We start from the raw sequence: 12,585 nt of genomic DNA, 5'->3' as shown, positions 1-12,585 counted from the left end.
TCGGTCAGCGCGAACCGGGGTCAGGAGGAACGGTGGAGTACAACCTTGCCGACCTGTTCGAATCGGTCGTCGACGTGGTTCCCGACCGCGAAGCGCTGGTGTACGTCGACCATCCGGGCACCGGCACGGAGCGGCGGCTCACCTACGCCGCGCTCGACGCCGCCGCCAACCGGATCGCGCACCACCTGATCGACGCGGGCCTGCGGCCCGGCGAACACCTCGGCCTCCACCTGTACAACGGCGTCGAGTACCTCCAGACCGTCCTCGCCTGCCTCAAGGCGCGGATCGTGCCGGTCAACGTGAACTACCGGTACGTGGAGGAGGAGCTCGTCTACCTCTACCGGGACGCCGACCTGGCCGCGCTGGTCTTCGACGCGGAGTTCACCGGACGGGTCGCGGCGGCGCTGCCGCAGACGGAGAAGCTGCGGCACCTCGTGAGGGTGGGGACCCCTCCCGAGGACGCCCCGGCGCTCGACTGCGTGCCCTTCGCCGAGGCCGAGGCCGCCGGGTCGCCCGGCCGGGGCTTCGGGACGCGCTCGCCCGACGACCTGTTCGTCATCTACACCGGCGGCACGACCGGCATGCCCAAGGGCGTCCTGTGGCGCCAGGAGGACCTGTTCTTCGCCGGGCTCTTCGGCGGCGACCCCTCGGGCGAGCCGGTGAAGCGCCCCGAGGAGCTGGCGGAGCGGGTCGCGGCCGGCGGCGCCGGGATCACCTTCTTCCCCGCGCCGCCCCTGATGCACGGCACCTCCACCCTGACGGCGTTCATCGCGCTCAACTACGGGCAGCGGGTGGTCCTGCACCGCAAGTACGTGCCCGAGGAGGTGCTGCGCACGCTGGAGAAGGAGAGGGTGTCCAGCATTTCCCTCGTCGGGGACGCGATGCTGCGGCCGCTCGTGGACGCGCTGCGCGGACCGCTCAGGGGCACGGACCTCTCCGCGCTGTTCAGCCTCTCCTCGTCCGGGGCGATCATGTCCGAAACCGTGCGGGCCCAGCTCCAGGAGCTCATGCCGAACGTGCTCCTCCTGAACAACTTCGGCTCCACCGAGTCCGGTTCCAACGGCCGCGCCACCGACGACTCCGGTCCGGCGAAGGGCTTCCGGCTCCACGTCAACGAGCGCACGCAGGTCGTCGACCCGGCGACCCGGGTGCCCGTCGCCCCGGGCGAGACCGGGCGCCTCGCCCAGCGGGGCCACGTCCCGCTGGGCTACTACAACGACCCGGCGAAGACGGCCGAGACGTTCTTCGAGCGGGACGGGGTGCGGTGGGTGCTCCTCGGGGACATGGCGACCGTGGACGCGAGCGGGGTGGTCACCGTCCTGGGCCGTGGCTCGCAGTGCATCAACACGGGGGGCGAGAAGGTGTACCCCGAGGAGGTCGAGCAGGCCCTGAAGTCCCACCCCGACGTGTACGACGCGCTGGTCGCGGGGGTGCCGGACACGCGGTGGGGCAACCACGTCGCCGCCGTCGTCCAGCTCCGGGACGGGGCGGCGGCGCTGGACCTGGAGTCGCTCCAGGTCCACTGCCGGCGGCAGCTCGCGGGGTACAAGGTCCCGCGCCAGCTGGTCCTCACCGAGCGCATCCAGCGCTCCCCCAGCGGCAAGGCGGACTACCGCTGGGCGCGCGCGGTGGCGGTGGAGGCGGACTCGGCGTGAGCGGCGCGGCGCCGCTCAGAGGCCGAACTCCCTGATCGCGGCCAGGAACGCGGCCGGACGGGTCTCGTGGATCAGGTGCCCGGCGTCGATGCCGACGAGCCGGGCACCGGGGATGTCCCCGGCGAGGCGGGCCAGCCGGTCCTGGGGGATGTGACTGGACGGGCCGCCGGCCAGGACCAGCGTGGGGGCCTTGATCGTGGCCGCGTCCGCGCGCCAGGCCGGGTCGGGGGCGTTCAGCTGGGCGTCGGTGGCGGGCACGATCGCCCAGTCGAAGGCGAGCGGGCCCTCCGGCCGCTGGGCGACCGGGCGCGGCGGGTCGAGCGGGTCGAAGGCCGGGGCCTCCTCCAGGACGAGACGGCCGACGAGACCGGGTTCGCGCTGGGCGAGGAGGTACGCGGCGCCCGCGCCCATCGAGTGGGCGACGACGGTGGCGCCGGTGAGGCCGAGGGCCTTCAGGAAGCCGCCGAGCTCGTCGCGGAAGTCGTCGAAGCCGTACCGTCCGGGCCGGTCGCTCAGTCCGTGGCCGCGCAGGTCGACCGCGTACACCCGGTGGTCGGCCGCCAGGTCGGCCGCGACCTCCGACCAGGTCGCGGCGGACTCGCCCCGGCCGTGGACGAGGACGACCGGCGGGGCGCCCTCGGGTCCCGTGACGCGGTGGGCGAGGCGTACGCCGTCCACGGTGACGGTGCGGACCGCCGGGTCCAGGAAGGCGGCGACCGGGCGGACGAAGGCCTCCGCGTCGTCGACCCAGGGGAAGTGTCCGGCGCCCGGCAGGACGACGACCTCGGCCGTCGGGAAGTGGGCCGCGGCCTCGGCCGCCTTGGCGGGCGTCGGACCGGCGTCGTAGGCCCCGGCCAGGACCAGGACCGGCGCGTCGAGCGCGACGAGCGCGCGGCGGGTCGTGTCCGGGTCGTAGGCTCCCGGGCCGTGGTAGACGGGCGCCGCCGCCCAGTTCGTCTCCCGGTCACTGCCCGCCGCGTGCTCCTGCGCCGCGGTGTCCCAGCGGCCGTACGCGAAGGGGGCGGTGATCTCGTGGACGCGCCGCAGCGGGGTGTCGTCGGCGAGCGCGTCCACCGCGGCCCTCGCCCCGGGGTACCAGGGCTCTCCGGCGAAGACCTCGGCGGCCTCGTCCCACTCCTCGTCGGTGGTCTCCACGCCGAGGGCGCGTCCGGCGGAGGTGACGAGGACCAGGGAGCGGATCCGCTCGGGGTGGGCGGCGGCGTACAGGACGGCGAGGTTGCCGCCGGCCGAGTGCCCGAGGAGGTCGATCCGCTCCAGGCCGAGGTGGGCCCGGAGGGCCTCGACGTCGCCGACCTGCCGGTCGCAGCGGTAGGTGCCGGGGTCGGCGGGGACGGCGCTCGCGCCGGTGCCCCGGGCGTCGAGCAGGACGAGGGCACGGTGGGCGGCGAGCCCGCCGAGGTCCCCGAGGTAACGGGCGTCCCGCATCGGCCCGCCCGCCAGGCAGACGAGCGGCTCGCCCTCCCCCTGGACGCGGTAGGCGAGTTCGGTCCCGTCATACGTCGTGAACGTCGGCATGCCGACGATCCTCACCGCAACCGGTGGATCATGGCAACGGGTTTCACCGCGAGCGGGACCGGGGCTTCGCCGCGAGCAGGACCGGGGCTTCGCCGCGATACCGTGGAGGACCGTCCCCGCACCGCGAAGGAATCGTCTCACCGTGCCCGACACCCGGGATTCCGCCCTCCGCGGCGACTGCGCCAGCTGCTTCGGCCTGTGCTGTGTGGCGCTGCCCTTCGCCCGGTCGGCCGACTTCGCCGTGGACAAGTCCTCGGGCGATCCCTGCCGGAACCTCCAGGAGGACTTCCGGTGCGGGATCCACACCCGGCTGCGGCCGAGCGGTTTCCAGGGCTGCACGGTGTACGACTGCTTCGGCGCCGGCCAGCGGGTCTCCCAGGTGACCTTCGGCGGGGTGTCCTGGCGGGAGGCTCCGGAGACGGCCCGGCAGATGTACGAGGTGTTCCCGGTGGTGCGCCAGCTGCACGAGCTGCTGCGCCACCTCACGGAGGCCCTGGCCCTGGAGACGGCGCGCCCCGTGCACGACGGGCTGCGGGCCGCGCTGGCGCGCGTGGAGGAGCTCGCCGCCGGGACGCCGGACGCCCTGGAGAAGCTGGACGTGGGACCGGTGCGCGCCGAGGTCAACCCGCTGCTGCTGCGGACGAGCGAGCTGGTCCGCGCCACGGCCGGCGGACGGCCGAAGAGCCGGCGCGGGGCGGACCTGATCGGCAAGCGGCTGCGCGGGGCGAAGCTGCGGGGCACGGACCTGCGCGGGGCGCTGCTCATCGCGGCGGACCTGACCGGGGCCGACCTGACGTGCACGGACCTGATCGGCGCCGATCTGCGCGACGCCGACCTGTCGGGCGCGGATCTCACGGGGGCCCTGTTCCTGACGCAGCCGCAGCTGAACTCGGCCCGGGGGAACGCGGCGACCCGCCTCCCGGAGGGCTTCGCCCGCCCGGCGCACTGGACGGCCTGACGCCCCCGGTTCCCCGGAGGCGCACGGCGGCTCAGTGGGCCGGCGCGGCGCCTCGGAGGAGCACGGCGGCTCGGAGCAGCGCAGTGCCTCAGTGGGGCACCGTGACGACGATCTTCCCGACCTGGTGGCCCGCCTCCATGGCGCGGTGCGCGGCGACGATGTCGTCGAGCGCGAAGGTGCGGTCGACGGCCGCCTCGAAGAACCCGGTGCGCAGCCCCGACTCGACGAAGGCACGGGCCCGGCGCAGCCGCTCGGGGTCCCGGGTGGTCTCCAGCATCGTGTAGGTGCGCAGGGAGACGGCGGGCATCCCGAGGTCGAAGCCGGGGTACGGGGTGGGGAGCCCGCTCACGGCCCCGTAGAGCAGGACCGTGCCGCCGGGGGCGACGGACCGGACGAGGTCGCTCACGCCGGGACCCGCGACGCCGTCGAAGGCGAGGTCGGCGCCGCGGCCGCCGGTGAGGTCCCGGATCCGCCCGGCGACGTCCTCCTCCTCGGTGACGATCACCTCGGCCGCGCCCGCCTTGAGGAGGGCGTCCCGCTTGGCCCGGGTGCGGGTGGTGGCGAGGGGCGTCGCCCCGATCCGGTGGGCGGTCCTGATCGCGGCGAGGCCGACGCTGCTGGATGCGCCGGTCAGGACGACGGTGTCGCCCGCGCGCAGCCCGCCGACCTCGACGAGGCCGCCGTACGCCGTGACGTACGGCATCCACACGGCGGCGCCCTCGACGGGGCCGAGGCCCTCGGGCCGGGGCACGAGGGAGGACGCGGGGACGATCGCGCGCTCGGCGTAGACGCCGTGGTCGTTCATGGAGAACGAGGGCACGACGCCGACCGGCTGCCCGGCGGCGAACCCGGCCACCCCGTCCCCCACGGCCTCGACGACACCCGCCGCCTCCAGGCCGATCCGCGCGGGGAAGCTTCGGGCCGGCTCGATGTAGTGGCCGGCGCGGAAGAGCGCCTCGGCGCGGTTGAGGCCGACGGCCTCCACCCGGAGGAGGACCTCGCCGGGGCCCGGCTCGCCGATCTCGACGTCGTCGAGCCGGAGCACCTCCGGACCGCCGTACTCGTGGAACCGCACCGTCCTGGCCTTGCTCATCGGGCTTCCCCTCCCCGCTCGGTGAAGGCGCCGCGCGGACCGCCGCGTCGCCGTGCCCCAGCCAAGCGCAAGGTTCGACCACTGTCAAACTTCGACCTTCATGAAACTTCCATGGCTGTCGTACGATGCCTGCCGGAGGTCGACACGACGATGACAGCAGCGGCACGCACCAGCCGGCGGGACCGCGTCCCGCCCCACCCCGAGATGGGCGAGATCGGCCTTCAGCAGGTCCTGGAAGCCCTGGTCGACCCGGTCAGGCGGCGGATCGTCGCCGAGCTGTACGCGGCGGACCAGGACCTGGCCTGCGGGACGATCGAGCTTCCGGTCAGCAAGTCCACGACCACCCACCACTTCCACGTGCTGCGCGAGGCCGGTCTGATCCGCCAGCACTACGCCGGCACCTCCCGCATGAACGCGCTGCGCCGCGAGGAGTTCGAGGAGCGCTTCCCGGGCCTCCTGCGGGCCGTGGTGGAGGCCCACGACCGCACCTAGAGCGTCAGCCTCAGACCTCGTACCCGTACGGCGTCGTGGTCGTCAGCGCGAGGAAGCCCAGGCGCTGGAGGATGGGGCGGCTGGTGTCCGCCGCGTCGACCTGGACGTACCGGTGGCCGCGCTCCGCCGCGATGCGGGCGCGGTGCGACACGACGGCGCGGTAGAGGCCCCGGCCGCGCCAGCCCTCGACGGTGCCGCCGCCCCAGAGGCCCGCGAAGTCCGTCCCCGGGCAGAGCTCCATGCGGGCGGCGCTGACGGGTTCACCGGCGGCGAGGGCGACCACCGCGGTGACCGTGCCGGGGTCGGCGGCGAGCCGCTCCAGGAGCTGCCGGCCGAGGCGGGAGCTGTCGGTGCCGAAGGCCCGCTCGTGGACCTCGACGACCTGGCGGACCCCGGCCTCGTCGGTGACCGGGCGCAGCTCGACCCCCTCGGGGAGCGGCACGTCCGGGGGCAGGGCCGCGGCCTCGGCGACCATCAGGGTCTCGGGTTCCTCGGCGGTGAAGCCCGCCGCGCGGAGCCGGTCGCCGAGGTCCGCGGGGGTGTCGTGCGCGTACAGCTTCCACTCGAAGGAGACGCCCTCGGCGCGGTAGTGGCCGATCTGCGCGGCGATGGCGGCGTCGGCGGCGGACGCGTCGAGCCCGGACCAGAGCACGCCGTTCCAGGCGTGGGCGGGGCCCGTCTGGCGGACGACGGCGCCGACGCGCTCGACGCGGCAGCCGGGCCCGTCGGGCCGGGCCCCGCGGCGCAGCTGGAGGTCGTACAGGTCACGGAGGTACGGGGATTCCATGGCGGCCACTCCAGCACCGCGCCCGGCTTCGGGCAACGGGATATGCGCGGGCCGTGCCCGCCCCGCCGTCCGGGACGCCGCGCCGGCGGAAAAAGTCGGTCGACCCCCTTGCCAACCCCCGGGTACCTCCGGTTTTACTGACCCGGAACGGATCGACCGAATGATCGGTCGTCCGTTTTACGACGGCGGAGGAGTGGCGCATGACGGAACTGCTGGACAGCGGCGAACGGCTCGGGCGCGAGGAGCTCGCGGCCCTCCAGCTGGAACGGCTGCGCTCGACCCTGCGCCACGCGTACGAGAACGTGGAGTTCTACCGGCGCTCCTTCGACGCGGCCGGGCTGACCCCGGACGACTGCCGGTCGCTCGCGGACCTGGCCCGGTTCCCCTTCACCGCCAAGTCGGACCTGCGCGACCACTACCCCTTCGGCATGTTCGCCGTCGACCAGTCCCGGATCCGGCGCGTCCACGCCTCCAGCGGCACCACCGGCCGGCCGACCGTCGTGGGCTACACCGAGGCCGATCTGGACATGTGGGCCGACGTGGTGGCCCGCTCGCTGCGCGCCGCGGGCGCGCGGCCCGGACACAAGGTCCATGTGGCGTACGGATACGGCCTGTTCACCGGCGGACTCGGTGCCCACTACGGCGCGGAGCGCCTCGGGTGCACGGTGATCCCCGCGTCCGGCGGCATGACGGCCCGACAGGTGCAGCTCATCCAGGACTTCCGCCCCGAGATCATCATGGTGACCCCCTCGTACATGCTCACGCTGCTCGACGAGTTCGAACGGCAGGGCGTGGACCCCCGGTCGACCTCCCTGAAGGTGGGCGTCTTCGGCGCGGAGCCGTGGACGGAGGAGATGCGCAAGGAGATCGAGGAGCGGTTCGCGATCGACGCGGTCGACATCTACGGCCTGTCGGAGGTCATCGGGCCCGGCGTGGCGCAGGAGTGCGTGGAGACCAAGGACGGCCTGCACATCTGGGAGGACCACTTCTACCCGGAGGTCGTGGACCCGTTCACCGGTGAGGTGCTGCCCGACGGGGAGGAGGGGGAGCTCGTCTTCACCTCGCTCACGAAGGAAGCGATGCCGGTGATCCGCTACCGGACCCGTGACCTCACCCGGCTCCTGCCGGGGACCGCGCGGGTGTTCCGCCGGATGGAGAAGGTGACCGGCCGCACCGACGACATGATCATCCTGCGCGGGGTGAACCTCTTCCCCACCCAGGTCGAGGAGATCGTGCTGCGCACCCCGGGCGTCGCTCCGCACTTCCAGCTGCGGCTGACCCGGGAGGGCCGGCTCGACTCCCTCACCGTGCGGGCCGAGGCCCGTCCGGACGCGACCCCGCAGGAGCGCGCGGAGGCGGCGCGGGCCGTCGCGGCGGCGGTGAAGGACGGGATCGGGGTCTCGGTCGGTGTGGAGGTGGTCGACCCGGAGACGCTGGAGCGCTCCCTGGGCAAGATCAGGCGGATCGTCGACCTGCGGGGCGCGTAGCCTGGAGGGAGGAGGTGGTTGCGATGCTGTCGGACTCCCCCATAGCCGCGATCATTCCGGTCAGCGACATGAGCCGCGCCAAGCGCTTCTACACGGAGACCCTGGGCCTGACCCTCACGAGGGACACGGCCGAGGACACCAGGTTCGAGACCGGCGGGACGACGATCGGCCTCTATGAGACGCCGTACGGCGGCAAGGCCGAGCACACCCTGGCCAGCTGGAAGGTCGACGACCTCGACGGCGAGATGAAGGAGCTGCGCTCCAGGGGCGTGACGTTCGAGGAGTACGACCTGCCGGGCCTCAGGACGGTCGACGGCGTGGTCGAGTCGGACACCATGCGGGGCGCCTGGTTCAAGGACAGCGAGGGGAACATCCTCTGCGTGGTGGAGGAGCGCGGGGCCTGAGGCGACGGCCCCGCGCGGTCGCCCCGCGGGCTCAGGAGGCGCCGAAGCGGTCCCTCAGCTCGCGCTTGAGGATCTTGCCACTGGCGTTGCGGGGAAGCGCGTCCACCAGGAAGACGCGCTTCGGCGCCTTGAAGCGGGCGAGCTTCTCCCGCGCGTGGTCGAGGAGTTCGGCCTCGGTGACCTCCCCGCGCGGGACGACGACGGCCGTGACCGCCTCGATCCAGCGCTCGTCGGGGAGACCGACGACGGCGACCTCGGCGACTCCCGGGTGGGTGTAGAGCGCGTCCTCGACCTGCCGGGAGGCGACCAGCACGCCGCCGGAGTTGATGACGTCCTTCACCCGGTCGACGATCGTCAGGAAGCCCTCGGCGTCGCGGACCGCGAGGTCTCCGGAGTGGAACCAGCCGCCCCGGAAGGCCTCCTCGGTCTCGTCGGGCTTGCCCCAGTATCCGGAGCACAGCTGCGGGGAGCGGTAGACGATCTCGCCGGGGGTCCCGTCGGGGACGTCCTCCCCGTCCTCGCCGACGACGCGGGCCTCGACGTGGCGGACCGGGCGGCCGCAGGAGTCCATCCGGCCCTCGTGCTCGTCCGGGCCGAGGACGGTGGCGAGGGGTCCGATCTCCGACTGGCCGAAGCAGTTGTAGAAGGCGAGCTCCGGGAGCCGGGCGCGCAGCCGCTCCAGGACGGGCACGGGCATGATCGAGGCCCCGTAGTAGGCCTTGCGCAGCGCGGACAGGTCGCGGGAGGCGAAGTCGGGGTGGTTGGCCAGGCCGATCCAGACGGTGGGCGGCGCGAAGAGGCTGTCGGCGCGCCCCGCCTCGACCAGGTCGAACAGGACGGCCGGGTCGGGACCGTCGACGATCGTGTTCTCGGCACCGACGGCGAGGTAGGGCAGCAGGAAGACGTGCATCTGGGCCGAGTGGTAGAGCGGCAGCGCGTGCACCGGCCGGTCGTCCTCGCTCAGGTCGAGCGCCTCGATCGCGCTCGCGTACTCGTGGGAGAGCGCGAGGTGGGTCATCATCGCGCCCTTGGGGAGCGCGGTGGTGCCCGAGGTGTACAGCAGTTGGGCGAGGTCGCGGGCGTCGCGGTCGGTGTGGTGCTCCTCGGACTCGGCGAGCGCTTCGAGCAGTGAACCGGGCGCGTCCCGCAGCGCCTTGACCGCGAAGCCCGCGGGGATCCGGTCGGCGAGCGCGGGGTCGGCGAGGACGAGCGCGGTGTCCGACTGCTCCAGGACGTACGCGAGGTCCCCGCCGGTCAGATGGTGGTTGACGGGCACGTGGACCAGGCCGGACCGGGCGCAGGCGAGGAAGGCGATGAGGTACGCGTCGGAGTTGTGGCCGTAGGTGGCGACCCGGGCGTACTCCGGCAGGCCGAGGCCGTGGTGCGGCTCGCGCAGGACGGCGGCGGCGGTGGAGACGGCCGCGTCCAGCTCCGCGTAGGTCCAGGTCCGGTCGGCGTAGCGGACGGCGATCCGGTCGGGCACGCGCCGCGCGCTCGCGCGCAGGTGACCGTCGACGGTGCGGCTGAGGAGTCGGTCCATGAGGTGATCCTCGGCGGGGAACGGACGGAAGGTCAAGTACCGCGCGCCGCGCCGAACCCGCCCCGACCTCGGATACCGAACGGGATGTTGACAAGGGGCCGCGGGCCTGCGTGCATGGTCCGGTCCGCAGTGCGCATCAGCCCGTCGGGAGTCGTCTTGCACCTCCGTACCCGTCTGAAACGTCTCGCGCTCACCGGCGCGGCCCTCGCCGTCGTCACGGCCTCGCTGCCCGGCGCGGCGGCCGCCGACCCCGGCGGCCGGGAACACCACCCGTCCGACCGGGGTCTGTCGGCCGTCATCCGCTACACCGAGTACGGCATTCCGCACATCGTGGCCGGGGACTACGCGGACCTCGGCTTCGGTACGGGCTGGGCCCAGGCCGCCGACCAGGTCTGCGTGCTGGCCGACGGCTTCCTGACCGTGAACGGCGAACGCTCCCGGTACTTCGGGCCGGACGCCGCTCCCGACGGCTCGCTGTCCTCCGCCACGACGAACCTCTCCAGCGACCTGTACTTCCGGGGCGTCAAGGACGCGGGCACCGTCGAGGGTCTGCTCCGGACCCCGGCGCCGGCCGGGCCGAGCCGGGACCTCAAGGAGCTGATGCGCGGCTGGGCGGCCGGTTACAACGCCTGGCTGCGGAAGAACCGCGTCACCGATCCGGCCTGCGCGAAGGCCGACTGGGTCCGCCCGGTGACCGCGCTCGACGTGGCCCGGCGGGGCTTCGCCGTCTCCGTGCTCGGCGGACAGGGCCGGGCCGTGGACGGCATCACCGCCGCCCGGCCGCCGGCCACGGGCCCGGCGGGGTCCTCCGCGGCCGCGCGGTCCGGCGCCGCGCCGGAGGCGCCCGACCCGGCCCGTACGGCCGAGGCGGCGCGCGCGCTGTTCGCTCCCGAGAACGCCACCATGGGCTCGAACGCGGTCGCGTTCTCCGGGGCCACCACGGCGAACGGCCGCGGGCTGCTCCTCGGGAACCCGCACTACCCCTGGCAGGGCGGCCGCCGGTTCTGGCAGTCGCAGCAGACCATCCCCGGCGAGCTGAACGTCTCCGGCGCCTCGCTCCTCGGCACCCCCGTCGTGAACATCGGCTTCAACGACCGGGTCGCCTGGAGCCACACCGTCGCCACCGGCGTCCCGCTCAACCTGCACCAGCTGGCCCTGGTGCCGGGCGACCCGACGGCGTACCTGGTGGACGGGAGGCCCGAGCGGATGACCCCGCGCGAGGTGACCGTCGGCGTCAAGGACGGCTCCCCCGTCACCCGTACCCAGTGGTGGACCCGGTACGGACCGGTCGTCGGCGGCCTCGGGGCGCAGCTGCCGCTGCCGTGGACCGCGACCGCCGCCTACGCCCTGAACGACCCGAACGCCGCGAACCTGCGCGGCTCGGACACCGCCCTCGCCTTCGCGAAGGCCCGGTCCACGCGGGACGTCGCCGACGCCCTGCGGCGCACCCAGGGGCTGCCCTGGGTGAACACGGTCGCGGCGGACTCGGCGGGCCACTCGCTCTTCACCCAGTCCCAGGTGCTCCCCCGGATCACCGACGAGCTCGCCGCGCGCTGCTCGACCCCGCTCGGCCGGGCGACCTACCCGGCCTCGGGGGTCGCCGTGCTCGACGGTTCGCGCGCGGACTGCGCGCTCGGCTCCGACCCGGACGCGGTGCAGCCGGGCGTCTTCGGGCCCGCGCGGATGCCGGTCCTGCGGGACGCGCCGTACGTGGAGAACTCCAACGACAGCGCCTGGCTGACCAACGCCGACCGGCCGCTGACCGGGTACGAGCGGGTCTTCGGCACGGTCGCGACCCCGCGCTCGCTGCGCACCCGGGGCGGGGTCGAGGACGTGGCGGCGATGGCGGACCGGGGCCGGCTGACGGTGGCCGACCTCCAGCGCCAGCAGTTCGCGAACCGGGCTCCGGCGGGTGACCTGGTGGCGGCGGACGCGGCGCGGGCCTGCGCGTCGGCGCTGCCGGAGGACCCGGAGGTCTGCCGGGTGATCGGCGCCTGGGACCGGACGGTGAACACCGACAGCCGGGGCGCGCTGCTCTTCGACCGGTTCTGGCGGAGGTTCACCGCAGCGGTGAAGCCGGCCGACCAGTGGCGGGTGCCGTTCTCGGCGGCCGATCCGGTGCGCACGCCGCACACCCTGAACACCGGGCTCCCCGAGTTCGCGAAGGCGCTCGCGGACGCGGCGGCGGAGCTGCGGGCGGCGGGCATCGCGCTGGACGCGCCGCTCGGCGCCCACCAGTTCGTCGTACGGAACGGGGAGCGGATCCCGGTGAGCGGCGGGACCGAGGCGCTGGGCGTCTGGAACAAGGCCGAGCCCGTGTGGAGCGCGGCGGGCGGCGGCTACGTGGAGGTCGCGCACGGGACGAGCCACGTGCAGGCGGTGGGCTGGGACGGGAGCCGGTGTCCGGTGGCCCGCACCCTGCTGTCGTACTCCCAGTCCTCGAACCCGGCGTCGCCGCACTACGACGACCAGACGCGGCTGTTCGCGGGCGAGCGCTGGGTGACCTCCCGGTTCTGCGAGAAGGACATCCTGCGCTCGCCCGCGCTGAGGGTGGTGGTCGTCCGAGGGTGAGCCCCCGTCAAGGGCTGCCCCCGCCGTCAGGGGGTGAGCCCCTCCGACGAAGGTTCAGCCCC

Annotated in this window: 10 protein-coding genes; 6 read left to right on the top strand and 4 right to left on the bottom strand. The window is 74.1% G+C overall.

All coding sequences use genetic code 11. The features are described from left to right. Positions 1–32 precede the first annotated feature (32 nt). On the top strand, positions 33–1,655 hold the full coding sequence (locus ACFYXU_RS15395) for an acyl-CoA synthetase (protein ID WP_376515885.1): 1,623 nt from the start codon (positions 33–35) through the stop codon (positions 1,653–1,655). A gap of 15 nt (positions 1,656–1,670) precedes the next feature. Here the strand turns inward: ACFYXU_RS15395 and ACFYXU_RS15390 are convergent, their stop codons facing one another. Continuing rightward, complete coding sequence (locus tag ACFYXU_RS15390) at positions 1,671–3,191, bottom strand: alpha/beta fold hydrolase (RefSeq protein WP_389406647.1); 1,521 nt, start codon at positions 3,189–3,191, stop codon at positions 1,671–1,673. 142 nt (positions 3,192–3,333) lie between these two features. Here ACFYXU_RS15390 and ACFYXU_RS15385 point away from each other — a divergent pair, with 142 nt between their 5' ends. Further along, positions 3,334–4,149 (top strand): pentapeptide repeat-containing protein, encoded by an 816-nt coding sequence (locus ACFYXU_RS15385; RefSeq protein ID WP_389406646.1) that lies wholly within the window; start codon positions 3,334–3,336, stop codon positions 4,147–4,149. An 88-nt stretch (positions 4,150–4,237) separates the two neighbouring features. Here ACFYXU_RS15385 and ACFYXU_RS15380 read toward each other — a convergent pair whose 3' ends face one another. Beyond that, entirely contained in the window at positions 4,238–5,242 is a 1,005-nt protein-coding gene (locus ACFYXU_RS15380; RefSeq protein ID WP_389406645.1) for a zinc-dependent alcohol dehydrogenase family protein, read from the bottom strand. A 150-nt stretch (positions 5,243–5,392) separates the two neighbouring features. Here ACFYXU_RS15380 and ACFYXU_RS15375 point away from each other — a divergent pair, with 150 nt between their 5' ends. Continuing rightward, a complete protein-coding gene (locus ACFYXU_RS15375) occupies positions 5,393–5,734 on the top strand; it encodes an ArsR/SmtB family transcription factor (RefSeq protein WP_389407035.1) in 342 nt (113 codons plus the stop codon). Positions 5,735–5,744: 10 nt separating this feature from the next. Here ACFYXU_RS15375 and ACFYXU_RS15370 read toward each other — a convergent pair whose 3' ends face one another. Further along, positions 5,745–6,521 (bottom strand): GNAT family N-acetyltransferase, encoded by a 777-nt coding sequence (locus ACFYXU_RS15370; RefSeq protein ID WP_389457968.1) that lies wholly within the window; start codon positions 6,519–6,521, stop codon positions 5,745–5,747. Positions 6,522–6,721: 200 nt separating this feature from the next. Here ACFYXU_RS15370 and paaK point away from each other — a divergent pair, with 200 nt between their 5' ends. After that, positions 6,722–8,008 (top strand): phenylacetate--CoA ligase PaaK, encoded by a 1,287-nt coding sequence (gene paaK / locus ACFYXU_RS15365; protein ID WP_376515878.1) that lies wholly within the window; start codon positions 6,722–6,724, stop codon positions 8,006–8,008. Between the two features lie 23 nt (positions 8,009–8,031). Further along, entirely contained in the window at positions 8,032–8,412 is a 381-nt protein-coding gene (locus ACFYXU_RS15360) for a VOC family protein (RefSeq protein WP_376515876.1), read from the top strand. Positions 8,413–8,443: 31 nt separating this feature from the next. On the opposite strand, the gene ACFYXU_RS15355 is transcribed toward ACFYXU_RS15360, so the two are convergent. Next, complete coding sequence (locus ACFYXU_RS15355; protein WP_389406644.1) at positions 8,444–9,952, bottom strand: fatty acyl-CoA synthetase; 1,509 nt, start codon at positions 9,950–9,952, stop codon at positions 8,444–8,446. Between the two features lie 156 nt (positions 9,953–10,108). Between ACFYXU_RS15355 and ACFYXU_RS15350 the strand changes: the two genes are divergently transcribed. After that, complete coding sequence (locus ACFYXU_RS15350) at positions 10,109–12,523, top strand: penicillin acylase family protein (RefSeq protein ID WP_389406643.1); 2,415 nt, start codon at positions 10,109–10,111, stop codon at positions 12,521–12,523. Positions 12,524–12,585: the final 62 nt, after the last annotated feature.

The sequence above is a fragment of the Streptomyces sp. NPDC002232 genome (assembly GCF_042890295.1).
GTDB lineage: Bacteria > Actinomycetota > Actinomycetes > Streptomycetales > Streptomycetaceae > Streptomyces.
The sequence above is the reverse complement of the archived record's forward strand: the minus strand, read 5'-3'. Positions and strand labels throughout refer to the sequence as shown.

Bases quoted from the DNA above. Each gene is read 5' to 3' on its own strand.
- ACFYXU_RS15375 (WP_389407035.1), top strand. From the start codon at position 5,393: ATGACAGCAGCGGCACGCACCAGCCGGCGGGACCGCGTCCCGCCCCAC.
- ACFYXU_RS15370 (WP_389457968.1), bottom strand. From the start codon at position 6,521: ATGGAATCCCCGTACCTCCGTGACCTGTACGACCTCCAGCTGCGCCGC.
- ACFYXU_RS15390 (WP_389406647.1), bottom strand. From the start codon at position 3,191: ATGCCGACGTTCACGACGTATGACGGGACCGAACTCGCCTACCGCGTC.
- ACFYXU_RS15355 (WP_389406644.1), bottom strand. From the start codon at position 9,952: ATGGACCGACTCCTCAGCCGCACCGTCGACGGTCACCTGCGCGCGAGC.
- ACFYXU_RS15380 (WP_389406645.1), bottom strand. From the start codon at position 5,242: ATGAGCAAGGCCAGGACGGTGCGGTTCCACGAGTACGGCGGTCCGGAG.
- paaK (WP_376515878.1), top strand. From the start codon at position 6,722: ATGACGGAACTGCTGGACAGCGGCGAACGGCTCGGGCGCGAGGAGCTC.
- ACFYXU_RS15360 (WP_376515876.1), top strand. From the start codon at position 8,032: ATGCTGTCGGACTCCCCCATAGCCGCGATCATTCCGGTCAGCGACATG.